The sequence below is a fragment of the Micromonospora sp. NPDC051925 genome, from assembly GCF_044548625.1.
GTDB lineage: Bacteria > Actinomycetota > Actinomycetes > Mycobacteriales > Micromonosporaceae > Micromonospora.
In genome coordinates, this window is sequence record NZ_JBIUCH010000027.1 from 21,209 (window position 1) to 47,252 (window position 26,044).

Consider the following 26,044-nt stretch of genomic DNA (forward strand, 5'->3'; position numbering starts at 1 on the left):
CATCGCGAGCACGAACGCCGCTGCCAGTAGCAGATTCGCCCCGGACCGTGAACACCCTGGGCAAGTCCTGGTGGGGCCATAGGCAACTGCCCATTCCGGGCAGAAGCTATCGAAAGAACCGGGAAAAAATGTGTCACATTCCGGGATGGGGCTTACCGACTCCGGCCGTACCCGACAGGGTCATCGTGGTGGTCGACTCGCCGGACCCGGGCGTGCCGCTGCCGCATCCGGCGTCGAGCTGGGCGAGCTGGGCGGCCCGCCCGACGAAGCCGGGCAGCGCCGGGGGCAGTTGACGCGGCACCGGGAGCCGGGCCGTCGGCGTACCGGCCCGGGTGCCGCCGGCCCTGGCCCGGACGGCCACCCGCCCGGCCCGGCCCGCGGGTGGATGGTCCGGATTCGTGTGCCGGCGGCGCTCCTCGACCCGGTCCCGCGCGGTGGCCAGCGCCCCCTGCTCGGCGGGGGTGGCCCCGAGCAGCCGGATCAGGATGTCGAACCGCTCCGGCGGAGGCAGGACGTTGCCGGCGAAATACTCCCCGATGACCCCGCGCGACCAGCCGGTCTTCGCCGCCAACTGCCGGTACGTCAGCGGGGTCTCGCCCTGCTGCCGGGCCTCCCGGCGGCGCAGTTGGCGCAGCAGCCCGGCCAACTCCTGCACCGTCCGCGCCTCGGCGTCCACCGGGGACACCCATCCCGGACGAGTCGTCCCGGGCGTCACCTGCCGAACGCCCGAAGGTACCCGTTGGTCCGACATGCGGCCTCCACCCCCCGGTCATCCCGTCACCCCGGATGCCGACACGGGGAGGGTAGAACCGGCCGCGCGACGCCCGGTAGGTCACCGCCCGATGTATGACAGTTCCCTGTCGAGCCGGTTTCACCGACCGCTGTCCGATCGCGGTCGGTCCGGCGGTGTCCGACGGTGTCCGACGGTGTCCAGGATGCGCCGCCGGAACCCTCGAACCCTGCCAGTGTCCCCAGGGCGGGGCTGAGGCCCACGCCACGAAACCCGGGGAAAGGAATAACCCATGAATCGTCCACACCCGACCGTACGGCGGTCGGCAGGGGTGCTGCGTCGCGTCGCCGTCGCCGCGTTCGGCGTCACGATGCTCGTCGCCGGGGTGACCGCCACGCCGGCCACCGCCGCACCCGGCACCGCCGCGCCGGGAGGCAAGGCGGCCACCGCCGGCTCGTTCGTCGACAGCACGCCGGTGCCCGGCGGCTTCGCCTCCTGGGCGGAACTGCTCGAACTGCAGCAGCGGATGAACACCGCCGCCGCCCGGATCACGAACGTGGCGCAGCGCAGCGTGAACTCCGGCTTCGCCGGGGTCGTCGCCGATCCCACCACCCGGCAGTTGCAGGTCTACTGGAAGGGCGAGCCGCCGGCCAGCCTGGTGGCCACCAGTCGGGCCACCGTCGCGACCCGGGTGCTGCCCGCCGCGTACTCCCGCCGGGAGCTGATGGCCGCAGCCACCCGGCTGCGGGCCACGGCCGGTGACAAGATCACCACGGTCGGGCCCCGCGCCGACGGCGCCGGCCTGCTCGTCGGTACGCAGAGCGGGCTGCTCGGCGCGGCGAGCCTCGCCGGCGTCCCGGTGACCGTGCAGACCGGCGTCGCCGCCGCGCCAGCCACCCGATGGGACGACACCGCGCCGTGGTGGGGCGGCGCCGCGTGGCGCAACACCTCCACCGGTGGCGGCTGCTCGACCGGCTTCGGGGTCTTCCAGGGCGGGGTGGCGCGGGTGCTCTCCGCCGCGCACTGTGCCAACCTCAACGTCCTCGCGACCGACCCGACCGGGCAGACGATCGGCATCGTGGGCACCCGCAACACCGGCACCGACACCCTGCTCCTCGCGGGCAGCTCGGGCGGCCGGGTCTTCAACAACAGCACCGACGCGGCCGGCGCGGTGGTCAGCGAGTTCAGCAACCAGGTGATCGGCGCGTCGGCCAGCCAGGTCGGCAACTTCGTGTGCACCTCCGGCGCGTACTCCGGAACCCGCTGCTCGATCCAGGTCAAGGCCCGGGACCTGTGCATCAACGTACGCAACTTCGGCACGGTCTGCGGCCAGGTGCAGGCGGAGAACACCACCCACACCAACGCGGTCGGTCAGGGCGACAGCGGCGGCCCGGTGGAGATCGTCAACGCGGCGAACACCCTCCAGGTCTGGGCCACCGGCACCAACACCGCCATCGACGACACCAACACGGCGACGGCCTGCACCGGTTACGTGACCACCGGTCGGACCTGCGCCTGGCGGATGTACTACGAGGACATCTTCTCCGGCCTGGCCGGCGTCGGCGCCTCGGGCGTCGTCCTCGGCTGACGACCCTCGGCGTCCGCCGATCGACCCGACGGCCGGGTCGGTGCGCACTGCGCGCACCGGCCCGGCCGTCCCTCCTGTGCCGGCCGGCTCCCGCGGCCCGGGTCCGTCCGCCCGGTCACGGCAGGGCGGCGAGACCGATCAGGTTGCCCTCCGGGTCGGTGAGGTGACCGACCACGAGACCGGCGGCGTTGCGCTCGGGGCCCATGACCCGCTTGCCCCCGAGGCTCTCCGCCCGTTGCAGGGCTGCCTCCACGTCCGGCACGTTGACATAGAAGACGACGTGGCTGTCGAAGCCCGGTCCGCCTCCGATGCCGCCGGGTATCCGCTGCCCGGTCTCGTCGGTGGCGTCCATGAAGCCGTACCGGCCCGCCTCGGAGACCGTCGGCGCGACCGGGCCACCGGTCTCGAACTGCCACCCGAACAGTTCACCGAAGTAACCCCGGAGCAGCTCCGGATCCTTGCCGATGATCTCGAAGTGAACTACCGGGTTGCCCATCGTCTCGACCGGTCCTCTCCGCTCCACCATCCGACCTGCACACTCACCGTAGCCACGTCAGTTGCTAAAAACAACCATATGGTCCTACCTTGGCATCGAGTCGTACGGGGAGGACACCATGCCGACCAACCGCAGTTATGGCGACGGATGCGGGATCGCCCGCGCCCTCGACGTCGTCGGGGAGCGTTGGGCGCTACTCGTCGTACGGGAACTGATCCTCGGCCCGCAACGCTTCACCGACCTGCAACAGAGCCTCGCCTCGGCCAGCAGCAACCTGGTCGCCGACCGACTCCGGGAGCTCACCGAACGGGGCGTCGTCCGGCGGCACCGGCTGCCACCGCCGGCCGCCTCCTGGGTCTACGAACTCACCGACTGGGGACGGCGACTGGAACCCATCGTCATCGCCCTCGGCGAATGGGGGTTGCTCGCACCGTTCCCGCCCCGGCCCGTCGTGGGCGCCACCTCGGTGCTGCTGTTCCTGCGCGGAACCGGCCGCCCCGATCCCGGCGACCCGCCCTCGACCGGTCGGGTCGAGCTGACCGGACGGGTCTGGACCGTCCGCACCGCCACCGGCCGGATCGGGATCGAACAGGGCGGGCCACCCGCGCCGGACTTCGACCTCCGGACCGATCCGGCGACCCTCAACGCGGCGCTACACGAACCGGACATCCTCGACGTCGCCCTGGGCGACGGCCGTGCCACGGTCACCGGCGACCGCGTCGCCCTCGATCGACTGCTGCACTCGGTCGCCCGCCAACCACCCGCCACCGAATAGCCGGCGGGTGCGTCCCGACGCCCCGCCCCGTGCCCGAGCAGGAAAGATCACGCTGAGGACCGATCTCGGAAGTTTCGAATATCCCGAACCCGGCTGACCCACTGTCGGCCGGGGTGGCGGCTGATCATCGACGACCCGGTCCGCCGACACCGCCGACAGGCAGCGGGAACCCGCCAACGGGTGGCCAATCTTTGCGACGAAGTTTCGGGAAAATTTCGGAAAGTCGTTGACAGGTACAGGATCGACGCCCTACCGTCGCCATCGACGGCATTCAATGCCGTCGACACCACCCCACCGCGACCTGTCCCCCGGTTCCACTGGACGACTCCGCGTGGTGACACACACCAGAATGACCGGCTGCCGTACCTGGCCACCGCCAGCCCGCCGGTACGCACCGCGTCGCTGGCTCCCGCCAGCTGTCACGAGGAGGAACACCTACATGACCGACACCTCGACCAGACCGAAGAGGCGCAGCCGCCTGCGGCTGTTCCTCGGTGCCGCGTGCGCCGTAGCGCTCGCCGTCAGCGGCACGGTCCTCGCCGCGCCGAACGCGGCGTTCGCCGAAGCCGACCGGACCCTCACCTCGAACCTCACCGGCACGCACAACGGCTACTTCTTCTCGTTCTGGAAGGACAACGGCAACGCCAGCATGACGCTGCGCGCCGACGGCCGGTACTCCAGCAGCTGGGACAGGAGCACCAACAACTGGGTCGGCGGCAAGGGTTGGGCCACCGGCACCCGCCGGACGGTCAGCTACTCGGGCACCTACAACCCGGGCAACAACAACACCTACCTCGCCCTGTACGGCTGGACGCGCAACCCGCTGATCGAGTACTACGTGGTGGAGAACTTCGGCAGCTACAACCCGAGCAGCGGCGCCACCCGGCTGGGCACGGTGACCACCGACGGCGGCACCTACGACATCCTGCGCAGCCTGCGGACCAACGCCCCGTCGATCGACGGCATCCAGACGTTCTACCAGTACTGGAGCGTCCGCCAGCAGAAGCGCAGCAGCGGCACCATCACCACCGCCAACCACTTCGACGCCTGGGCGCCCGCCGGCCTGAACCTCGGCACCAACCACAGCTACCAGATCATGGCGACCGAGGGCTACCAGAGCAGCGGAAGCTCCGACATCACCGTCCGGGAGGGCGGCGGGAGCAACCCCACCCCCACCACCGGTCCGACGACCCCGCCCGCAAACGGCAACTGCACCGCGGTGCTGTCGGCCGCCGAGCAGTGGGGTGACCGGTTCAACCTGAACGTCGCGGTCAGCGGCACCAACAACTGGGTCGTCAGCCTCGGGTTGAACGGCGGCCAGAGCCTGCAGAACAGCTGGAACGCCTCGGTCAGCGGCACGACCGGCACCGTCACCGCCAGACCGAACGGCAACGGCAACAACTTCGGGATCACGATCATGGCGAACGGCAACTGGACCTGGCCGACAGTCACCTGCCAGACCGGCTGACGTCGGCAACCAGCTCACAACCACGCGGGTGGCGCGGTGGCCGGGGCCACCGCGCCACCCGCGCCACTTCTCCCGGCACATGACGTGGTGGAGCACCCACATTGCTTGACAGTCGTCGATGTTAACGTGAACACTTCTTCGTGACGAAGAGGTGAACAGACCTGTCGGCCCAGCACCCGTTCCGGCCTTCTTTCGACCCCGCGCGCCCGGCCGCCATTGCGGTCGATCCGATTACCGAAAGTGGACTCGTTCTCCTCATGGTGGTCGCCGGCAGCGCGGCCCAGCGTCGCGGGCTGGGCCAACCAATCGAAGGAGGTTTCGATGACGAAGGTGGATCCCCTGCCGCGGACGGCTTCGCGGCGGCGTGGTTGGCGGGCGGTGGTCACCGGCGCGGCGGCGGTGACGCTCGCGGGGGCGGCGACGATGGTCGGGCTGCCGTCGGCGTCGGCGGCGACCGTGGACACGTCGGCGTCGTACGTGTTCGTGAACCGGCACAGCGGCAAGGCGATGGACCTCTATGACTGGTCGACGGCGGAGAACGCGCCGGTGAACCAGTGGACGCGTAACGACCTCGCGGTGCAACAGTGGCAGTTCGTCGATGCCGGTGGCGGATACTACAAGGTACGGTCGCGGCACAGCGGGAAGGTGCTGGAGCTGCCGAACGCCACCGACGGCACCCAGCTGGTCCAGACCACCGACCGGGGGTCGACCACCCAGCAGTTCCGGTTACAGGACTCCGACGGTGGGTTCGTACGGTTCGTGAACCGGCACTCGAACAAGGTCATCGACGTGTGGGAACGGTCGACGGCCGACGGCGGCCGGTTGGCGGGGTACACCAATCTCGACGGCACCAACCAGCAGTGGCAGTTGGTGCGGCTCGGCGGTGGCACACCCACCACCACGCCACCGGCCTACCCGCAGCCCGGCACGGTCTCCGGAGACATCGGCGTCCACGACCCGACCGTGGTCAAGCGACCTGACGGCACCTACCTCGTCGCGCACACCGGTGACGACATCACGCTGAAGACCTCCACCGACCGGGTCACCTTCCGCAACGCCGGCACCGTCTTCCCCAACGGCGCGTCGTGGACCACCACGTACACCGGTGGCGCACGCAACCTGTGGGCGCCGGACCTGTCGTACCGCAACGGCCGCTACTACCTGTACTACTCGGCGTCGACCTTCGGCTCCAACCGTTCGGCGATCTTCCTGGCCACCAGCACCACCGGCGCATCCGGAAGCTGGACCAACGAGGGTCTCGTCGTCGAGTCGCGGACGTCGGACAACTTCAACGCGATCGACCCGAACCTCATGGTCGACGACCAGGGCCGCTGGTGGCTCAGCTTCGGCTCGTTCTGGTCCGGGGTCAAGTCGATCCAGATCGACCCGAGCACCGGACGTCGACTCGGCACCTCGATGCAGAGCCTCGCCAACTACAGCCCTGGCATCGAAGCACCCGTCATGGTCAAGCGCGGCGCCTGGTACTACCTGTACGTCTCGTTCGACCGCTGCTGCCAGGGGGCCAGCAGCACCTACCGCGTCATGGTCGGCCGGTCGGCGAGTCCGACCGGACCGTTCGTCGACCGCGCCGGCAAGGACATGCTCTCGGGCGGGGCCACCCAGGTCCTCGCCTCGCACGACAGCATCCACGGCCCCGGTCACCAGGCACTCCTCGCCGACACCGACGGCGATGTCCTGTTCTACCACTACTACGCCGACAACGGCGTGTCGCTACTCGGCATCAACCGCATCGGTTACGACGCCGCTGCCTGGCCCTACGTGTACTGATTCCACCCGTCCCGGTGGGCACGCGGGTGCCCACCGGGACGGGTCGAGCGCGGGCGACCTCCGGGGCAGGGCGTGGACGGGCCGTCGACCCAGCCGCCACCGGCGTGGCGGCGGCGCGGGTCGACGGCCCCCGGCATCACCCCCGAGGGGTGTCGGTCAGCCCGGCAGGACCACCTGCGCCGGGGCCGACCGGTGGGTGGTGGTGCCGTCACCCAACTGCCCGGACATGTTGTTGCCCCAGCACCACAGGCCACCGTCGGTGCGCACGTCGCAGCTGTGGTAGCTGACGGCCAGGCTGTCCGTCCAGGTGGTGGCGGTGCCGACCCGGATCGGGGCGGACCGGTGGGTGGTGGTGCCGTCACCCAACTGCCCGAACGCGTTGTTGCCCCAGCACCACAGGCCACCGTCGGTGCGCAGCGCGCACGACGAGTCGACGCTCGCGTCGACCCTGGCCCAGGTGGTGGCCGTGCCGACCTGCACCGGACTGGTCTGGACGCCGGTGCCCCCGCCCACCTGCCCGTACCCGTTCTCGCCCCAGCACCACAGCGTCCCGTCGACGCGGACCGCACAGGTGTGTGCGTGCCCGGCCGTCACACCGGTCCACGTGGTCGCGGTGCCCACCTGCGTCGGCGTCGCCCGGTAGCCCAGGATGCCGAGACCGAGCTGCCCGTCCGTACTGTCGCCCCAGCACCACAGGGTCCGGTCGGTGCGCACGGCGCAGGTGTGCGCGTAGCCGGCGGTGACGCTCGCCCAACTGGTCGACGTGTCCACCTGCACCGGGGTGGTCGCCCGGGAGGGAGTCGTGCCGATGCCCAACTGCGCGTTACGGTTCATGCCCCAGCACCACAGGGTGCCGGTGGTCTGGACGGCACAGGTGTGGTTGGCTCCGGCGCTGACGCTGGCCCAGGTGGTGGCGGTGCCGACCTGCACCGGACTGGTCCGGCTCGTGGTGGTCCCGTCACCGAGCTGCCCGTTGTAGTTGCCACCCCAGCACCACAGCGTTCCGTCCGTCCGTACCGCGCAGGTGTTGCTGGTGCCCGCGTCGACCCGCGCCCAGGTGGTGGCGGTGCCGACCTGTACCGGGCTGGTCCGGTTCGTGGTGGTCCCGTCACCGAGCTTGCCGCCGTAGTTGTCGCCCCAGCACCAGAGCGTTCCGTCGGTGCGGAGCGCACAGGTGTGCAGGTCGCCCGCGGCGACCCGGGAAACCGGCGCGGCGGCGAACGCGGCGTTCACCGGTGCCCGCTCAGCGGACCCGCCCGCGACGGCCGCGCCCGCGGTGAACCCCACGGCGAGTACGGCGAGCCCGAGAGATGCCGCCATCGTGGCGGTGACGGTTCGGGCGGCCCGCCGCCATCGAGCCCACAGCCGACCGTTCTGCTGTCCGTTCATGTTCCCTCTCCCCAGACGACGTCGATTCCTGCAGGTGGAGGCGGCATTGCCCCGGCGGGTCGGCATCGACCCGCCACTTCACAGCAGTGACCACATGTAGTGGCTAACATCAATGCAATATCCACCCTGGGCGCAGCCGGAGCCATCGCTGCCGCGCGCCGGGCGTCAGCTGCGGCTCCACCGCTGGCTGGCCGCGCCGTTGCAGTCCCAGATCTGGGCACGCGTGCCGTTGGTGGTCCCGTTGCCGACCACGTCCAGACACCGGCCCGAACCGACCCCGGTGATCGTGCCGTCGGCGTTGAACCGCCACCGCTGGTTGGACTGGCCGTTGCAGTCCCAGATGATCACCGAGCTGCCGTTGGCAGTGCCGGCGCCGTTGACGTCGAGGCACTTGCCGCCGAAGACCCGCAACTCCTGGGCAGCCGTGGAGGTCCAGCTCTGGTTGCTCTGGCCGTGGCAGTCCCAGATGATCGCCGCCGCCCCGTTGGTCTGCGTGGCGCCGTTGACGTCCAGGCAGCGTCCGGAGGACGAGTTGCGGACGGCCGACGTGCCGCCCGGCGGCGGGCTGGTCGGCGAGGCGGTCGGGCTCGGCGTCGGGTCGGTGCTGCCGAACTGGGTGAAGAACCTCCACACCTCACCCTTGGTCCAGGTCCTGACGCCGCTGTCCCCGCCGCCGTCCACCGGGCCGGGGGTGTGCCCACCGTCGAACGCGGCCCACACCACCGGATAGCCGGACCGGCAGCCGGAGTAGGTGGTGGTGATGTGGGTCAGGCTGCCGGACCTCGGCTCGGGGGGATTCTGCGCGGTGCACCCGTTGTTCCGCACGAACGTGTCACGCAGCGACCGGCCGGCGGAGACGTTGAGCACCGGGTCCCCGATGCCGTGGATTCCCAGGTACGCGATCGGCTGGGTGCCGCCGCTGCACCCGCTGAGCTGCCCGCCGGAGTAGACGGCGACCGCCCGGAAGACGGTTGCCCGGGAGCAGGCCAGGGAGTAGCTCATGCCCCCGCCGTAGCTGAAGCCCAGAGCGAACAGTTGCGTCGTGTCGACGCACAGGTCCGCCTCGATCAGCCTGACCATGTCGTCGACGAAGGTGACATCCTGACCGCCCGGGTTGGCCCAGCCGTTGCCGTTGCCCTGCGGCGCGACGAAGATGGTGCTGTTGTTCGCCTGCTGGCGCAGCCCGTAGTAGGACCAGGCCGCCCCGTCCGACCCACCGGAGTCGACGTCGTTGGCGGTGCCACCGTTCCAGTGGAATCCGAAGATCAACCGGTGGGCGTGGTTCCGATCGTAGTTGTCGGGGATCCTCAGGATAAAGCTGCGGTTCTGGCCGCTGCTCTGGATGGAACGCTGACCGCTGGTCAGGGTGGGCGCCTTGCCGCACCCGGCGGTCGCCGCAGCCGCTGCGACGCTCGCGGCCGACGCGGTGGCGTTCAGGCCACCGGTCAACGCGGTCGCGCCCACGGTCACGACCAAGACCGCCACCGCCGCGAGAGAACCAAGGATGGGTCTGCGCCTTGCCATGATGGGGCTCCTGCCACTCGGCCTGCACTGATTCGGGTACGGGGGTTCACGGAGATCCCCACACCGCCACGATGTGCAGCTCCCGGACACCCCGCCGACCGCTCTCGTCGCGCGCGGGGGGCCAGGGAACGTACGTGCGATGTGCCCACGACGGCCGGCCGCTCATCGCCGCAGGTAGGTTCCAGCCTCCGGTCTCGCTGCCCATGCAGGACCAGCTGGTCGTCGAATCGTCGGCGGTCCGCATCATGCTCGCCCGAACACCACCCGGCCGGCTCCGGTGCCGGAACACCAGGCTCGACGCCAAACCGATTCGGCCAAACCCTAGATCGTAGAGTGATCCATGTCAATGTCAGGTCGAGTGGACCGCGGTCCGGGATACCTGCCCGGGGGTGGCGGGGAGAGAGTCGACGCCGTCGGTCAGCCGCGGTCGAGGATGTTCGCCCGAGCCGTGGCGTACCGTTCGCGGACCGCCGGCACGGCATCTGTCTCGTACACCTCGACCTGTCCGACCGTCCACGGCGGCGGCCGCTGCCCGCCCGACACCACCCAGGCGGCCTGGCGGGCGGCACCATCGGCGACGTACTCCCCCAGCGGCGGGACGAGCACGGGGCGGCCGAAGACCGTGGGCGCGATCCGGCGCACAGCCTCCGAGCGGGCGCCGCCGCCGACGAGGATGACCCGGTTGACCGTCGTGCCCTGGGCGGTCATCGCATCCAGCCCGTCGGCGAGCGCGCACAGCATGCCCTCCACCGCCGCACGCGCCAGGTGCGCGGGGGTCGAGCTCCGCAAGGTCAGACCGTGTACGGCTCCCGTGGCGTGCGGGCGGTTCGGGGTGCGCTCTCCCTCCAGGTAGGGCACCAGGGACAGCCCGTCCGCACCCGGCGGAGCAGACAGCGCCAGCCCGGACAGCCCGGCGTGGTCCACCCGCAGCATGGCCGCGGTCGCGTCCAGCACCCGGGCGGCGTTGAGCGTGCACACCAGCGGCAGGAAACGGCCGGTCAGGTCGGCGAACCCGGCCACGATCCCACTCGGATCGGCGGCCGGCACATCGGAGACGGTGGACACGATGCCGGAGGTGCCGATCGACACGATCACGTCGCCCGGCTCGGCACCGGCACCCAGCGCCGCGGCGGCACAGTCGCCGGCACCGGGGCCGAGCGGCGCACCGGTGCGCAGCTGACCGGCCCGACCGGTCGGCCCGAGCACCGGCGGCAGCAGCACGTCATCCCGACCGAACGCCAACCGGATCAGGTCCCAGCGGTACTCACCGGTCGCGGCCGACCAGTACCCGGTCCCGCTGGCCTCGCTGCGATCGGTGCGCAGCGCGTCCAGCCCCGGCGCGCCGGCCAGCCGCCAGGTCAGCCAGTCGTGCGGCAGACACACGGCAGCCGTACGGGCGGCGTTGTCCGGCTCCGCCGAGGCCAGCCAGCGCAGCTTGGTGACGGTGAAGCTGGCCACCGGGACCAGGCCGACCGCCTCCGCCCAGGCTCGCTGCCCGACCTCGCCGCCGCCGAGCTCCGAGATCAGCTCGGCGGCGGCGCCAGCCGAGCGGGTGTCGTTCCACAGCACGGCGTCCCGGACCACCGCGCCTGCGGCGTCCAGGCACACCATGCCCTGCTGCTGCCCGGCGACCGAGGCAGCCGCCACGTCGTCCAGACCGCCGGCCTGCGCCACCGCGTCGGACAGCGCCGCCTCCCAGGCGGCCGGCGGCACGGCGGTGCCGACGGGGTGTGGCGCGCGGCCCTCACGTACCAGCTTCCCGGTCTCGGCGTCACGGATGACGACCTTGCACGACTGGGTCGACGAGTCGACACCGGCGACGAGCGGCACCGGTCCTCCCGGGGGTTGTCGGTCACGGGGTCCGGCTGGAGCTTCATGACGGACCTCCGCCCCGCCGGTGGAACCGGGCGGGGCGGCATTTGTTCAACGGCTGAATTATTTGACCGAGCCACGGCCCTGTCAAGGTCGTGACCCGGCCAGCCGGTCGGGGGCCGCCCAGGACCGACACGAACCGGGAGCACCGACCGACGACGGCGCGACGCCTCGAACGACGAGCCGACAACAGCCGGACGCGGTGCCCGCCGTCGATCGGTATGCCGCCTCGCCAGGACGCCGGCTTGCTGACCGGCCGCCGACCAGAGCGACAGGTGGATCTCAGCGGATTCCGCGTCAACTCCGATGTGCGGTGGAGAGCTCCGCCCGGCGTCGTCGGGTCAGTAGCCCTCGTATTCGCTCACGGCGTCGGGGTGGGCGAAGAAGGCGCCGGGATAACGCGGCGGGTGCCGCAGAGCGACGTCGCGGTCATCGGGCGGAAAAGCCCGGTTGATGCCGAGTGCCACCTCGTGGCTGCCGTGGAGGAGCAGCTGCTTGGCTCCCGGAATGTACTCGTTCTCGACCTGGTACCGCAGCTCGGTGAACCTGGCCCGTACCGCGTTGTCGAGCGCCACCAGATCCAGGGCCTCGGGACCGCCGTCGACCCCTGCCTGAAGTGCTCCGGTGAGGGTGCTCGTGAACGGGTCGATCTCACTGCCGAACAGCATCACCCGGCCAGCGCCCAGCAGCGACAACCGCGCGCCGTGCCGGTGCACGGCCGGTGGATCCGGCCGGGTGAAGCACCGCGCGGCGATCCGCGCCGACCCGCAGTCCAGCAGGACGACGAGTCGGGTGGCCGCACTGTCCCACATCAGGTCGGCGACCCTACTGAGCACGGACCGCCGGCCGCCCGGCTCCTCAATCCACTGCTCCGTGCCCCCGGGGGTCTCCGAGTGTTCCGGGCCGGTCGCGGCGTAGGAGAACAGCAACGTGTCCGACGCCGCCGCGGCGGCCCGACGCACGGCGTCGATCACCACATCGGGGGACTCCCCGCACACGAGCAGCTCGGTGTGCGCCTCGAGGAAGGGCGTACCGACGTTCGGGGAGGCGAGGGTGCGGGCCAACGCCCTGGTCGCCGCCACCGCCGACTCGTAGCCGTGGCCGAAGCCGTAAGCGGCGTCGGGGTCGGGGGTGTCCCGCCCGACGAGGACCGCTCGGGAATTGGCGAGGACGGGCAGGAGCGGATGTCGTCGCGGGATCGCTTCGGCTGACATCACTCCATTCTGGAGGCCGAGCGCCAGCCGGTGTCCCCGACCCGGTCGGCGTCCCAGGACAGAGCGTCAGCAGTAGGGGCTTCCGAGTCGGAAGCGATCCGGTTTCGCCGCTTCGTCGATGCCCTGGAAGTCGTCCCGTAGCGCCCAGATATGCTCGTAGCTGACATGCCCTTCACTCAACAAGCTGCCGTCGGCACCTGACCCACTACTGTCGACACACCTCGCCGGAGTGAAAGAAAATGGGTGACCGTCATCATTTATGATGGCAGATTTCGCCTGATCTCCGATGCGGTAGTCGATGCGAATATCGAAGGACACCGCCCAGCGTGTGGCCACGGAACGGATCATGAGGACGTCCTCGACGGCGTCCTTGATAGTGACGGTCCTTCTTCGGAAGAACGGCTCGCCAGGCTCGTACCCTGAGCCCTCGCCACCCACAGCGGTTCGGGCCTGCGGCTCGACCTCATCGAAGTTGAACATCATCTCCACCACGGTGCCCGACTCCTGAGGCGGAACGAGGAGAAGGGTGCCCCCATACGGCTTGTCATGTCGAACATTGACAGGCTTCACACTGTCGATCCGAATGGGCTGGTTGCGACGGCCCTCGATGGCCAACCGTATGGTCTGCTCGGGGATGTCAGCACCTCCCGCAGCCCGCATCTCTTTTGCGAGCCGGTCAAAGGTGTAGCCATCGGCAGCAGGATTGTCGAGCGACCACTTCTCCAGGAAGCCCTTCTGCCGAGTCGTCAGATCAGCGCCGGCTGGAAGCGCGACGATCCAACCCTCCTCTTGATGCGTGACGGTGTAGCGAAAATCGTCCTTCAAACCGGCGGCTTCACGAACCCCGTCCTTCGCCGCAGGGCCGTCGACAGTCTCGGGTCCGGCCCACAACAGCAGCGCACCGAAGGCGCCAGCAACCACAGTTGCCATCACACCGGCAATCCACACGGACGCCGGCCTGCGCAGACGCCGCCATAGCGGCACAGCGCGGCTCTCTCCGCTCTGTTCCGTCGGCCGCCGCGGTCTGCCGCTGCGCGCCCCTGCTCCACGCTTCCTCCGTGACATCCGGCCCCTCCCTGCGCCAGCATCCCCGCCCGACGCCAACGAACATCGCCTGCCCATCACGTGCTAAAGGCGGAGGGTACACAGCGCGTCCCACCCACCGAAACACCGTGCGTACCGGCCGCTGTCAGCGTTCCATCAACACGCGTGGGCACCGGGAGATCGTGCCGTGACCGACGGTCGGCGCTGTCGCGATGTTCGGGCAGCGCCGCCCGTCGGCGGCTCGCCGGAATCGTCACCCCGGCGACGGTGCGATCGCCACCCGTACCCTGACCGCCCGGCGTCACTGCCGTTCGGCGGCTCCGAGTGCCGCGAGCCGGATGCGGCGACCCCGCTCACCTGGTCCGGCCGGAATCAGAAAGTGTCGCCGCGTTCGTGGTAGAACCTGCGCCTGTCCAGATAGCCTCGGTAGAGGCCAGGCAGGTAGACATGCTCCGGCCCAAACTCCTCAACGCTCTCGCCGGTGGCCTCCCGGAAACCGGTGCCGTCCACCGACGCGATCCTGAGGCGGGTTTCCGACCGTTCCAGGTAGTCCTCGCTGATCTGCCACCCCTTCTCGCCGTCATCCACCAGCCTGTTCCGCCAGTTACGGCGAAAGCGGCGACGCGGCTCATAGGTCGTACGGGACAGGGCGTCGGCCAGTTCGGAGCCCGTCAACGACGGCAACGCCAGTCCGTCCGACTCCAGGGCCGCGTCCACCCACTGGGCGAACTGGGCTGTCGTCATCACCTCCACGCGCGCCCGCCGGCGGGTCTTCTCTGCCGCGAGGATGATCGCGGTCTCGTCGTCGTCCCAGGTCACCTCTGCCGCGTCGAGGTCGGGGAAGGTGAGCTCATGCGCCCAGAGCAACAGCATCATCCGGCGCGTGCACAGGTCGGCGAAGCGCTGCGCCTCATCGCGGGCGTCGACCCGAGCGGGATCGTCGGCGTAGCGGCTGACCCCGACCCTGCCCAGGGCACTCGGCGTCTCAATCTCACCCAGGGTGACGACGGTACGCATACGCACCGGCGCCGACTCGCTCACCGCGACCGACTGCCAGACGGGGAGCGCCATGGACGTGTGGAATGACGGCCCGACCGGACTGAGCGTCAGGAACACCGGATACGTCACCGGGAACTCCGTGCCCTCGTACGCGCTCAGTAGCGTCATGGACTCGAACGCCGCGAGCAACCAGGCCCGTGGCGCCTCGGCCGACCCCCCGTCGTGCCGCTCGTCCAGCCCGGGGTTACCGACCGCCCCCATGATCGAGACGAACAGCTCGACCCGAGGCGACAGGATCTGCCGAAGGGCACTCTCGAACTCGACAACCCACCGGGTACGCGCCGACAGCGCACGCTGTTCCCGCTGCTCACGCGCTCGCCGTCGAAGGGAATCGACATCGATCGGCTCCATGACCCCACCTTCCACCCTCCCACGTGCCAGGCCGGTCAACCGCAGATCAGATCGGCCAGCCGCATCGGCAGTAGTTCCTCAGGAGCGGAGCTTGCGCACGAAGCGAACCAGGGCCAGGTCGGCCAGACCGGCCCGCTCCCGACCGGGGAGCGGGCCGGTGGGGTTCCTCAGGAGTCCAGCGGGCCTCCGGCGATGGCGTGTCGACAGAGCAGGCACCCGGCGTCAGGGCAGTGGGTGATGTTCTGCTGGGCGGCGATGGTGGCTGCCGCCACGGCAATGGCCTGCCGGGCCGGAAAGGCACGCCAGCGCGAGGCGCCGACCATGACACTCTGGGCAAGAGGACCAAGGACTGGCTCCAGCTTCGGGAACCCCGCGGAGCAGGAGCCGACCTCGACCATGCGGACCGCGCCGTCGACGTCACGCGCCCATCTCTGGAACATTCGGCGGCCGGACCGCTGTTCGGCCAGGTGCAGGGCGGTCATGCAGTCGTGGCCCACACCGATGAGCAGGATCACGCCGTCTCGGTCGGCCAGCTCGCGAATCGGCCCGTACACGTCATCGGGGCTCTGGACGTCGATGATCTCGGCGGACTCCGGGCCGATCGCGGCGAAGGAGTTGAGCGGATGCCTGCCGCGTACGGCGTCATCGCGCCCGACGAGCACGGCCGGGAGCAGGCCCAGTGCAGGGTTGATCAGTCCGCAGTCGACGCGGTAGGGATCGACCTCCGGCACGGTGTCGCTCACGGGCGGGGCGGTGTGGTCGACGCCGTTGCGCGCCGGACGCATGTCGACGGGGGCAGACACTCCGAACTGGGGTTCCGTGAAGGCGGGCGTCATCACGGTGCAACCGCGGCTGAGCAGTGCGTCGAGTATGGCGTCAGCGCCGCCGTCGATCACCGTCCCGAAGGACCGCAGTGACGTGTGCAGCATGACTGAGCGATTCGTCAGGTGCAGGCAGCTGATGGCGGTGGCGAGGTGTTCGCCGAGGATCATGTGGACCTCCAGAAGGTCAGGCGGGATGAACGGCGTCGACGATCCGCCCGTGCAGAAGCTCGCTCAGCGCCCATCGGGTCGTCTCGGTCTCGGGATGGTCGTCGCCCAGGGCACGGCTGCGGCGCTCCAGGACCTGTCGGTAGATGGACTCTGCCTCTGCCCGGCGGCCCTGACGCGCGATCGTCCAGGCGAGTTCGTGCAGGGTGAGCAGGACGTGGGGATGGTCGGTCTCAAGCACCTGACGCAGGTCGAGGAGTTGGCGGTACATGGCCTCGGCCTCTGCCCATCTGCCCTGCCTGGCGGTGATCCAGACGAGCGCGTGCTGGGTCTGGAGGGTCTGCGGAGCCAGTTCGGGGAGGACGCGTCGCCGGTCGTGCAGGACGTCCTCGAAGACTGGGCGAGCCTCGTCGATGCGACCCTGCTTGGCGATCGCGTACGCCAGCTCGTGACGCGTGGTCAGGGTGTCCGGCGAGTCTGGACCGAGGTAGCGCAGGCAATCGCGAAGCGTGTCCCGATAGCGCTGCTCGGCCTCGGCCCATCTGCCCAGCAAACCGGCGATCCACCCGAACTCGTGCCGGCTATGGAGGGTATCGGGGTGGGAGTCGCCGAGGACACCCTGCCGGATGCCGAGGACATCCTGGTAGATGGCCTCCGCCTGGGCCAGATCCCCTCCGTCGGCGACCGTCCAGGCCAACTGGTGCCGGACGCGCAGCACCGCGGGATGTTCCTCGCCCAGCGCCGCACAGCGTGCGAGGGCGATCCGGCACAGCCTGCCGGCGGCACCGCCCGCGCCGCTGTGGTTGAAGGCCCTGGCCACCCCGGCTGCGGCGTCCGCCAGCAGGGCGAGGTGTACGTGGTCGCCGTGTTCGGCGGCGGTGTCGAGCAGGGCCAGCAGGTGTTGGCCGAGCAGCCGATACTCCGGCCAGCATTCCGGCTGGCCATGGCTGAGCTCCCGCAACGCGTCGACCAGATGCGCGACTGCGGTGTGCCAGACCTCTGGTCCCTCGAGGCGGGCACGGTTGGTGTCGGTGACGACAGGGTGGAGGGTGATCGCGGCGGAGCCGCTCTGGATCAGACCCACACCCCTCAACCCGTCGAGCGCCTCCTGCAGGCCGGTCATGGACAGCATGCGCATCGGGATCGACCTGGGCGCATAGCAGCTGGCCAGCTGTAGGAGCGTCCGAGCCTGGGGTACGCCCTGGTGGGCGAGCCCGTCCAGGGAGATCTCCGCAAGACGGGCCACCATGGTCCCCTCACGGCTGTCGAGGGCCCGATCGTAGGCGGCGAAGGTGGGCGACTGCGCGACCCCGGAGCCCAGGTAGGTCCCGGCCAGGTGCAGGGTGAGCGGCAGACCACCGATACGATGCGCCAGGGCCTGTGCCTCGGTTTCGTCCCCCGCCTGCGGAGCAAGATCGCGTAGGACCTGTGCGGCGTCGGCCATGGCCAGATGTCCTACCGCGAAGAGCGTGGCTCCCACCCACATCCGTGGATCAGTTTCCCGGCTCGTCACCACGACCAGGCCGCGCCGCGACGCCCGCACCCAGCCCAGACCGTCCTGGATCCCCGCAGGCGAATCCGCTGCGGCGAGCGTCCAGGGATCGTCGGCGTTGTCGATGACGAGCAGCCACCTTCTGGACGAGCGTTCCAGCAGACGCCAGAGCCGGTCCGGGCCGTCAGCCGCCCCCCTGGCAATCGACTCCACATCCGTGCTGGAGCCGCCCAGGTCCCGCGCCACCCTGGTCAGACCGACGGAGAACCCAGCCGGATCGGCTGCGGAGACCCACCACACCTGGCGGTCCCAGCCCTTCGCCCGCTCGGCCAGAGCGGCAGCCAGCGTGGACTTTCCCGCGCCGCCCATCCCCACGAGGGCGGCAGGGCCACCGCCCCCGGGCCGGCGCGCCAGTGCCACCAACTCCTCCAGCAGATCCTGGCGGCCCCGGATTTCCCGCTGCGGGCTTCGCACCGTGGCGGAGGCGAAGCTCCCTTCCGCCTCCGCCACGACGTCGACTTCCCGGTCGATCCAGGTTCTCAGGTCGTTCAAGCCGCGCTGAAGGTCAAAGGGCGGGAACGCCTCGGCCCCGGCGGCACGGGCGCGTCGGTACACCTCGGCGAACGTGAGCGGAATCCGCTCCTCGTTGTCGGTCATCACGCAGACTCCTGTTCTTCCTCGTCATCGATGAACGGCACCAGGTGGCCGACGTTGGCTCTCAGCTGCTTCCGTGCCTCTCGCAGATGGCCACGAACCGTGCTGTCCGCCAGTGCGAGGTGGTCGGAGACGCGCTTGACCTCCCACGCCTTGCCCCAGACCAGGTACGCGACCGTCCGTCGAACCGGTGGCATCTGTTCGATCGCCCTCCAGCAGCTGGTCAGGGCGATCACCAGCTCCACGTGCTCGGCCGTCTCGTCGTCGGATGTGGAGCGCAGGTGGGAGACGTCGACGGCCAGGTCGACCACGTTCTGCTTTCTCCAGAGGTCGACTGCCTTGTTCCTGAGCACCTGACGCAACCACCGCCTGCGCTCGTCGGAACCGAGAGGCTCGACCTTCTCCCAGGCGTGGATCGCCTCGTGAAACGTTGTCTGGACCAGATCCAAGGCATCCGACGTCCGGACCCACGAGCGCGAGCGGGCATACCCGTACAGGTCGTCGGCCTCCTGTACGTATAGGCGCTCGATCTGCTCGACCTGGTTCCTGGTCAGCTTTGGCCTGGACTCGAAGGACCCCACATCACGTCCTTGCCTGCTGTTGGCACCGATCCGACTCGACGGTCCACACCAGCCGGACAGTCTGCGCCGCAGCGGCGTCCCAGTACGTGATCCGCCATGCGAGGGCCGCGCGGCTCGTGGTGATCAGGTGGCCTCGTGCCTGCCACTCGGCGAGCAGGCCCATCGCGGTGCAGACGGCCAACACGCCTGCCACCAGCGTGGTCGGCTGCCAGGGCAAGATGCCCGCAGTCAGGGTGGCCAGCGCCGCCCGTGCTCCGTATCTGAGGATTGTCGTCATCACACCTCACTGTCGGGCGGCACCCCCTCCGCGTTTGGTCGCTGCCGTGAGAAGCTCGGCCCCAACGACGCTGTCGCCCCACCGAACCTGGTGCAGGAGCCGGGCCGGACCAGCTGTTCTGCGGCGTTCGCGGGCGCTCACGTGATTCCTCTGAAGTTGGCTCACGTGTTCTGACCAGGCCGAGGGCTGCGAGTTCGGCCGGCTGGCCTGGGTAAGTGTGTACCGTGTGGTGGCGCGAGTGCGGATACGGCGCCGGTGGCCGGTTCTGCGTCGCCTCAACTGCTTCGACCCCGTGGCCAACGGCTCCCGAGCATGCGACACATCAGTCAGCAGCGAGCCCGGGCTTTGTCACAGACGCGAGTGAACTGACGCCGCTGTTGGCTGCGGGCCCCTGGCCCGGCGGTCGCCGCGCCGGCGGTGGAGGTGTTCCCGCAGCCGCCGGCGCAGGTCGCCGACCGGTCCGGTGGCGCCGAGCCGGCGCAGGAACTCCGGCACGCTCCAGGTGACGAGGGCACCCTGCCGGGACAAATACAGGCCGACCCGGTCGATGCCGTACCGGTCGTCGTAGTCGAGCAGCAGGTAGCTGGCGAGCTGGTAGATCTCGTCGCGGCCCAGTCGGCGGGGTTGGATGGCCGCCTTGCAGTCCAGCAGCAGGCCGTCGAGGATGAAGTCGGCGTCCGCTCCGCCGATGTCCTGGCTGCCGAGGAACGTCGGACCGCAGACCCGGGCGGTGGCAGGCAGTTCGAGGAGCGGTCCGAACGACTCCTCGGCGATCGCCAACTGCCGGTTGACGTCCTCGATGGCGTAGTCGGGGACCGCCGTCAGGAGATCGTCGAGAGTGGTGGACGGGGTGGCACCGGTCAGCATGCTGTACCGCCGGATCTCACCGGTCCGGTAGATGTCCTCGTAGTAGGCGGCCAGGAAGCACAGGCGGTCCAGGATCTCACCGTCGAGGTCGTCGTCGCCGTGCAGGTACCTGTCCACCATGGAGACCATGTCGCGTCCCGCCCGGTGCAGGGCGTCCCGTACGGGTGGCGCGGGTGCGCCCCGGAGGGGCAGGCCGCTGCCGACGGCGTCGACGCCGATGTCGACCGGCACGCCGAACGGACTACCCAGGCAGAGCCTGAACCGGAAGTCGATGGCGTGGCCGAGCGCCGACCAGTCGGGGTACTTCACGTCGAGTGGCTGCACCGGGCGGGGCAGGTCGTAGATCCGCCGGAGGTAGTCCTGTACGACACCCGCGCTGTTCGGTAGGTGCTGGGCCAGGAACTGCGACATCGGGGAGTTCGGGTACCTCAGCTGGCGGGTCAGGCTCAGCTCGATCATCGGCCGCCCGGCCACCGTGCCGTCGCCGGCCGCCTCGGTGGCCTTCTCGTAGTCGTCGATCCAGGTGATCCCCGCCGGGTCGAGGTGGTGCCGGGCCCGGGTGACCGCCACGTAGATCAGGCGGGCCTCACCGGCCCGTAGCGGGCGCGGCATCCCGTCGTCGTCGACCGACGGTGCCGCGAAGCCGTCGCCGATCCGTACCCGCGACCACTCCCGGCCCTTGGCCTTGTGCGCGGTGGACACGGTGACCTTCGCGGTGCGCTCGTCGGTGAGACGGTCGACCGCGTCGATGATCACGTCCGGCCCGTACGTGTCGACCAGCGTCACGATCGCCTTGAGGTCCTGGCCGGCGGTGTCGTTCTCGGCGTACTCCTGCACGTCGGCCCAGGAGGTGAACAGGAACAGCTCCGGATGGGTGGTACGCCGACCGGACTTCAGCGCCTGGGCGGCCTGCGCGATGTTCCGCAGCGCGCCACCACCGCCCGTGAGCGCGACCGGTACGCCCCGCTTCAGGAAGCCGAGGACCTCCTGCATCGCGTCGGCGTTCCCCCGGCACAGCACGGCATCGATCTCCGCCGCCGAGCCGACGCGGGAGTCGGTGGCGCTGTTCCCGGTCAGTTGCAGGTCCGACTCGGCGTGCCGGAGCCACCGGTTGGCCGTCCGGGCGATGCGTGGGCCGAAACGGAACGACTTCGTCAGGTACAGGTGATCCGCCGGGAAGCCGGTCATCACGTCCCGGGCGTTGCGCCAGGCGTAGATCTGCTGGGCCGGGTCGCCGACGCACACCCGCTGCGCGTTCTGGGCGAGGAAGACCTCCTCCAGCACCGGATTGGTGTCCTGCGCCTCGTCGAGCAGAACGAAGTCCGCCGCCAGCGTGGGCTCGGTCAACGCCCACATCTTCAGGTAGTGGTCGTGTTCGAAGCGCAGTCTGCCGGTCGGTGAGCAGATGTCGTCCCAGGCCCGGCCCGCGTACGGCAGGAGCATGCGGGCGACGTGGTCCTGGGCCGTCGGGTCCAGCCCGTTGACCCGTTCCAGATGCCGGGCCGTCAGCTGGCGGTCCGTGCTGTAGCAGAACCGACGGATCATGCCCATCACCAGGCGTGCCTGGTGTGCGCAGGTGATCGGACGGGAGCTGACCCACAGATTCTGGTGGATGCCCAGCAGCCGCGCGGTCTCCTTCGAGGGTATCCGGGCCGACCGGCTCAGGCGTTCCTGGTAGTTCCGCCCGACGGCGCGGTGCGCCAGCGAGTGCGCGGTACGGCAGTCGACATTCGCCCCGAAGCGCTGCCTGGCCTCGTCGGCGATCGCCTTGTTGAACGCCACGTAGAGGCCGCGCTTCCTGGTGACCCCGGCCATCAGGACCAGCGTGGAGGTCTTACCGGTGCCGGCCCCGGCCACCAGGGCCAGTTCCCTGCCCGCGAGGAACGTGTCCCGGGCGGCGAGCTGCTCCTCGGTCGGCTTGACGTCCATACGCCCCTTCCAGGACCGATTCCCATGCGCACCCCGTCGTTGTCCGGTGGACCGCCGGACGGATCCGCCCAAGCCCGAAAGCTGCTCGCGGAACCAGTGGAGCCTACTTCGAAAGCGAGCGCGATGTGATCACTCCGCTACCGCCACCCCGCGCGATCCACAGCGTCACCAGGCACTCGGAGAGCCAAGATTTCGACGGCGAAGTCGAGAACCCGTGCCGGCTCCACCCCCGTGGGAAAGGTGACCAGAATGGGGGCAGATCGTCGAGTGGAACGACGAACTCGCCCGCCTGACCGGCAACCCGGTCGTCCGACTCGACCGGGCAGTGGCCGTCGGCGGGGCCGACCGTGTGCCGATGGTCAGCAGCCTATGGTCGCACCGGATCCTGATGCGGTAGCGCGGCCGCCAGGACCTTGAAGTAGCGCAACGTCGACCATGCCTGCCGGTCGCCGATGACATAGAGCCGGCGCTTGGCCCGGCTCACCGCGACGTTGAGAAGGTTGGGCCTGCTCGACGCCCAGCGGCGGGCACCCACCCGGTCCGGCGCACCGCCCAAGACCAGCACGACGATGTCGGCCTGTTTGCCCTGTGCGGTGTGCACGGTGCCGGCGACCAGGCCGGGATACCGCCGGGCCCGCTGACTGACCTCGCGGGCGACGTCCCGGAACGGGCCGATCACCATGACCTCGGACATGTCGAAGTCCAGTTCGGCGAGCGCGCCGAGGATCCGGTCGAGCTGCCGGCCCTGGTCGGGGATCCAGTGGCCCTGCGCGCCGGTGCCCGCGACGTCGATCCACTTCGACTGGGGCAGGGTCGGGTAGACGAGGTGGAAGCGTTCACCTGCCCCGGTGCCGGTGCCATCGATCATCAGGCCGCCGTAGGCGACCCGGTTGACGACGTCGAACATCGGTTGGTCGCAGCGCCGGTGCACGGTCAGCGGTACACCCACCCACGTCGGGTCGCTGTCTCCGTCGCCGGTCAGCCAGGTGCCCAGCGGCGTGAGTCGGTCGGCGAGGCGCTGGACCGAGGTACGGCTGGTCAGCCACTGCTCGTCCACCGCCAGTTCGGTCCGGATCGCCTGTTCGGTGCGGAACGGCAGGGTGGTGATCGGCTCCAGTTGCAGCGGGTCGCCGACGACCACTGCACGCCTGGTTCGCCAGAGCGCCCCGACGGCGTTCTGCGGCGTCGCCTGACCAGCCTCGTCGATGAGCAGCCAACCGAGCGCCTCCTTGCCGAGGTGACCGAACACCCGGTCGTACGAGGCGAACGTCGTGGAAACCACCGGTACCACGAAGAAGAGGCTCTGCCAGGCTGCCAACGCCGCATCGGCGGGCAGCTCGGCGGGCGCGTCGCCGCCGACGAGATCCATCGCAGCCTGCAGGTTGCGCCGTAGCCGGGTGGCGTTGTGTCGCAGAAGCGCCTTGTGCAGCGCCAGGGCCGCCAGGAACAGCTCGCTGCGCGCCTCGTTCCACTCCCTGTCGGTCCAGAGCGCCGCCAACTCCCGGCGCTCGCGGTCCTCGTGCCATTCGGGGTCGGGAAAGTGGCGACCGAGTGCGCTGGCCGCCCGCCTCAGCCGAGCATCCAGGGCGGAGAGATCGGCCTCGGCCGCCCGTACCGCGTTCTCGGCCGCACGGTGGGCCTGGTTGGCCGTGGAGATCTCATGTTCCGCCAGCGCCACCGTCCGCCGGGCCGCCGTCAGCGGTGCATGGTCGACCTGCGGCGTGGGTATGCCCGCAGCCAGCATGCGCCGAATCTCGTCCGCCTGCCTCCGGGCGGCGTCCACCGCCCGCTGTACGACGTCGATCTCCACCTGCACGGCGCCCCGCTCCGCGCGGGCTGCGTCCAGTGCGCCCTGGGCCGCACGGACCTCGGCCAGGAGCCTGCCGTCGTCGTGGGCCCAGCGCCGTTCCGCCTCGCCGAGGGTGCGCAACCACTCCCACAGGCCGGGCTGCGACCGCTGATGGGCTGCGTGCGCAGTCAACCGCCGACTCAGCTCCGCTTCCCACGACCACAGGGTCCGCTCGGCGGTGGCCTTGCGGCCGGTGACCAGGTGCTCGACCCGGCGTTCGGCCGTCACGAGGGTATGGTCGGCAGCCGCCGCGCGACGGCGGGCATCCCGTTCGGCCGCGGCCTGAAGAGCCAGCGCGATCCGGTCGGCCTCGGCCGCCCGCTCGCGCTCGGTGTCCAACGCCGCCCTGTGTCGAAGCCGTGCCGACTCGACCGCGTCCTCCGCCGCCTTCAGAGCGTGGCGCAGGTCGGCAAGGCCACTGTCGGGGTGCGCCCCGCGCTCGACGTCGCGGTACACCCCGGCGCGCTTCGTGCGAATGGCCTCGACCCGTGCCGCGGTGGCGCGGAACCGTGACACCGCCGTCGACCACGGGACGTCCGGGCTGGTCTGCTCGTATCCCTTGAGCACCGCCAGCAGGCCCGACCAGGTGTGGCCTTCGCTGGGCTTCTCCGTGGGCTCGTCGGGGGTGTGGTACCAGAACGTGTTGACGAATCGGCTCCGGTTGGCTTTGTTTCCCAGCCGCGCCGCGACCAGAGCCCAGGCTTCTTCGACGACCTGCGGCTGCTCGTCGTCCGGCTGCCCGGCCAGCAGTGCCGTGGCGATGTCGGGGAAGTAGTCCACCGCCGCCGCCCGTTCCCGCCACGACTCGTCGATCGCATCGGCGGCGGGGATCTCGTCGGTGACGTTCTGCACGGCACCGTTGTTGGTCGAGGCGACAACCATTTCGAAGCCCGTGAGGTCGGGCTGCCACACGTCGATGACCCGTGTGCGTTGCCCGGTGCTCCAGCGCAGCTGCCGACCAGTGAACGCCTTGCCCGGGTCGGTCAGCGCGGCCAGTCGCCGCGCCCGCTCGACGACGAGCGCCGCGACGAGGTCACGCAGCATCGTGGTCTTGCCGGTGCCCGGCGGGCCGTTGACGCCGAGAATCCCGGCGGTGGTCATGCCCAGCGCGGTGCTGACTGCCAGTTGCTGGTTGAGCGCGAGCGCGTGCTCGGGATGGCTGGGCCACCGTCCTGCCGGCACCGCCTGCGGTGCCGTCGCCGCCAACACGGCGTCGATCCGGTCGCGAACGTCCACCCGGCCAGCGGTGGCGAGGTCGGCCTCGGGGCGCAGATAGTCGCGCAGCGCGCCGCCGATGGCGCCCTTGGCAACCCTCTCCGCGACCCGGTCCAGGTCGTTCATGATGAAGCTGTTGAGAAACTCATGGCCGGCGGTGCCCTCCGCATTGCGGCGGGCCACGATCTGGCTCCTGACCCGGATGTCGGCACAGGACAGTGCCACACCGACCCCGGCCGCACGAACGGCCAGCGCCAGACACTCGGAGAGTAGATTGTGGTCCACCACCCGCGGGACCACCTGCGGCGCGCAGTCCTCTGAGCCGCCGATCTCCATTGTCACCAGTTCCCGGATCACCTCGTCCATGTCATCACCGGCGGTGTGGAAGCGGGACAGCCAGTCGGGTCTGGCGCGCCTGTCCCGCAGCAGTTGGCCGGTGGCCCAGGCGCAGCTGGAGAGGACTACCGAATCGAGCAGCACATGGCCCTTCTCGTCGACCACGAAAGCGCCGACAGCGCTCTCTCCCGCTGGCCGTTCGTCATAGCTGTCCGGGTCCGGCTCGAACACCCGGGACAGCACCTCGAACAGCGCGTCGAGACGGTAGATGCCCAGGTATACGACGTGCCGCCAGGCCTGATTCGGGCGCAGCTTCCGTCGCGAAAGCTCATGACCCGCCTCCCACGGCAACGGTTGTCCCGGATGGACCGCGAAGACCTGCCGGTCCCGACTGATCCTCTCGACGCTTTGTGGACTGAACATCTCCACGGTCCGCCAGAACCTGACAACCTCTGCCTGTGCGGCCTGCGCGCTCCGTCCCAACACCACTCCGATCGTCGATCAGATCGTGCCCGAGCGGAGGATCCTATCGTTCGCAGACCACCGGCCGGCACCCT

General features: G+C 70.0%; 18 protein-coding genes. 4 read left to right on the forward strand and 14 right to left on the reverse strand.

Going from position 1 to position 26,044, the window contains the following annotated elements:
• Nucleotides 1-133: 133 nt before the first annotated feature.
• Nucleotides 134-676, reverse strand: a complete 543-nt coding sequence (locus tag ACIG87_RS28615) for a helix-turn-helix domain-containing protein (RefSeq protein ID WP_396854713.1) — start codon at nt 674-676, stop codon at nt 134-136.
• Between the two features lie 346 nt (nt 677-1,022).
• Between ACIG87_RS28615 and ACIG87_RS28620 the strand changes: the two genes are divergently transcribed.
• Nucleotides 1,023-2,318 (forward strand): hypothetical protein, encoded by a 1,296-nt coding sequence (locus tag ACIG87_RS28620; protein ID WP_396854715.1) that lies wholly within the window; start codon nt 1,023-1,025, stop codon nt 2,316-2,318.
• A 115-nt stretch (nt 2,319-2,433) separates the two neighbouring features.
• On the opposite strand, the gene ACIG87_RS28625 is transcribed toward ACIG87_RS28620, so the two are convergent.
• A complete protein-coding gene (locus ACIG87_RS28625; protein WP_396854717.1) occupies nt 2,434-2,844 on the reverse strand; it encodes a VOC family protein in 411 nt (136 codons plus the stop codon).
• Between the two features lie 88 nt (nt 2,845-2,932).
• Here ACIG87_RS28625 and ACIG87_RS28630 point away from each other — a divergent pair, with 88 nt between their 5' ends.
• The 3 genes from ACIG87_RS28630 to ACIG87_RS28640 all read left to right on the forward strand — a co-directional run bounded on the left by ACIG87_RS28630 (nt 2,933) and on the right by ACIG87_RS28640 (nt 6,845).
• The gene (locus tag ACIG87_RS28630) at nt 2,933-3,589 is read left to right on the forward strand and encodes a winged helix-turn-helix transcriptional regulator (protein WP_396854719.1); all 657 of its coding nucleotides are present in this window, start codon (nt 2,933-2,935) and stop codon (nt 3,587-3,589) included.
• 439 nt (nt 3,590-4,028) lie between these two features.
• The gene (locus ACIG87_RS28635) at nt 4,029-5,057 is read left to right on the forward strand and encodes a glycoside hydrolase family 11 protein (RefSeq protein WP_396854720.1); all 1,029 of its coding nucleotides are present in this window, start codon (nt 4,029-4,031) and stop codon (nt 5,055-5,057) included.
• 321 nt (nt 5,058-5,378) lie between these two features.
• Complete coding sequence (locus ACIG87_RS28640) at nt 5,379-6,845, forward strand: family 43 glycosylhydrolase (protein WP_396854722.1); 1,467 nt, start codon at nt 5,379-5,381, stop codon at nt 6,843-6,845.
• A 156-nt stretch (nt 6,846-7,001) separates the two neighbouring features.
• On the opposite strand, the gene ACIG87_RS28645 is transcribed toward ACIG87_RS28640, so the two are convergent.
• The 12 genes from ACIG87_RS28645 to ACIG87_RS28700 form a co-directional block, all read right to left on the reverse strand.
• A complete protein-coding gene (locus ACIG87_RS28645) occupies nt 7,002-8,234 on the reverse strand; it encodes an RCC1 domain-containing protein (protein WP_396854723.1) in 1,233 nt (410 codons plus the stop codon).
• Nucleotides 8,235-8,399: 165 nt separating this feature from the next.
• Complete coding sequence (locus tag ACIG87_RS28650) at nt 8,400-9,758, reverse strand: ricin-type beta-trefoil lectin domain protein (RefSeq protein ID WP_396854724.1); 1,359 nt, start codon at nt 9,756-9,758, stop codon at nt 8,400-8,402.
• 417 nt (nt 9,759-10,175) lie between these two features.
• Complete coding sequence (locus ACIG87_RS28655) at nt 10,176-11,588, reverse strand: xylulokinase (protein WP_396854725.1); 1,413 nt, start codon at nt 11,586-11,588, stop codon at nt 10,176-10,178.
• A 383-nt stretch (nt 11,589-11,971) separates the two neighbouring features.
• Nucleotides 11,972-12,844, reverse strand: a complete 873-nt coding sequence (locus ACIG87_RS28660; protein ID WP_396854726.1) for a hypothetical protein — start codon at nt 12,842-12,844, stop codon at nt 11,972-11,974.
• A gap of 66 nt (nt 12,845-12,910) precedes the next feature.
• The gene (locus ACIG87_RS28665; protein WP_396854727.1) at nt 12,911-13,774 is read right to left on the reverse strand and encodes a hypothetical protein; all 864 of its coding nucleotides are present in this window, start codon (nt 13,772-13,774) and stop codon (nt 12,911-12,913) included.
• Nucleotides 13,775-14,260: 486 nt separating this feature from the next.
• The gene (locus ACIG87_RS28670) at nt 14,261-15,298 is read right to left on the reverse strand and encodes a hypothetical protein (RefSeq protein ID WP_396854728.1); all 1,038 of its coding nucleotides are present in this window, start codon (nt 15,296-15,298) and stop codon (nt 14,261-14,263) included.
• Nucleotides 15,299-15,465: 167 nt separating this feature from the next.
• The gene (locus tag ACIG87_RS28675) at nt 15,466-16,290 is read right to left on the reverse strand and encodes an AAC(3) family N-acetyltransferase (protein ID WP_396854729.1); all 825 of its coding nucleotides are present in this window, start codon (nt 16,288-16,290) and stop codon (nt 15,466-15,468) included.
• Nucleotides 16,291-16,306: 16 nt separating this feature from the next.
• Nucleotides 16,307-18,436 (reverse strand): tetratricopeptide repeat protein, encoded by a 2,130-nt coding sequence (locus ACIG87_RS28680; protein ID WP_396854730.1) that lies wholly within the window; start codon nt 18,434-18,436, stop codon nt 16,307-16,309.
• Nucleotides 18,436-19,014, reverse strand: a complete 579-nt coding sequence (locus ACIG87_RS28685; RefSeq protein WP_396854731.1) for an RNA polymerase sigma factor — start codon at nt 19,012-19,014, stop codon at nt 18,436-18,438. Before ACIG87_RS28685 ends, ACIG87_RS28680 begins: the two co-directional genes overlap by 1 nt.
• A gap of 1 nt (nt 19,015) precedes the next feature.
• Entirely contained in the window at nt 19,016-19,291 is a 276-nt protein-coding gene (locus tag ACIG87_RS28690; RefSeq protein WP_396854732.1) for a hypothetical protein, read from the reverse strand.
• 348 nt (nt 19,292-19,639) lie between these two features.
• Nucleotides 19,640-22,087: a UvrD-helicase domain-containing protein gene (locus ACIG87_RS28695; protein ID WP_396854733.1), complete on the reverse strand. Its 2,448-nt coding sequence runs from the start codon at nt 22,085-22,087 to the stop codon at nt 19,640-19,642.
• A gap of 367 nt (nt 22,088-22,454) precedes the next feature.
• The gene (locus ACIG87_RS28700; protein WP_396854734.1) at nt 22,455-25,910 is read right to left on the reverse strand and encodes an AAA domain-containing protein; all 3,456 of its coding nucleotides are present in this window, start codon (nt 25,908-25,910) and stop codon (nt 22,455-22,457) included.
• Nucleotides 25,911-26,044 lie beyond the last annotated feature (134 nt).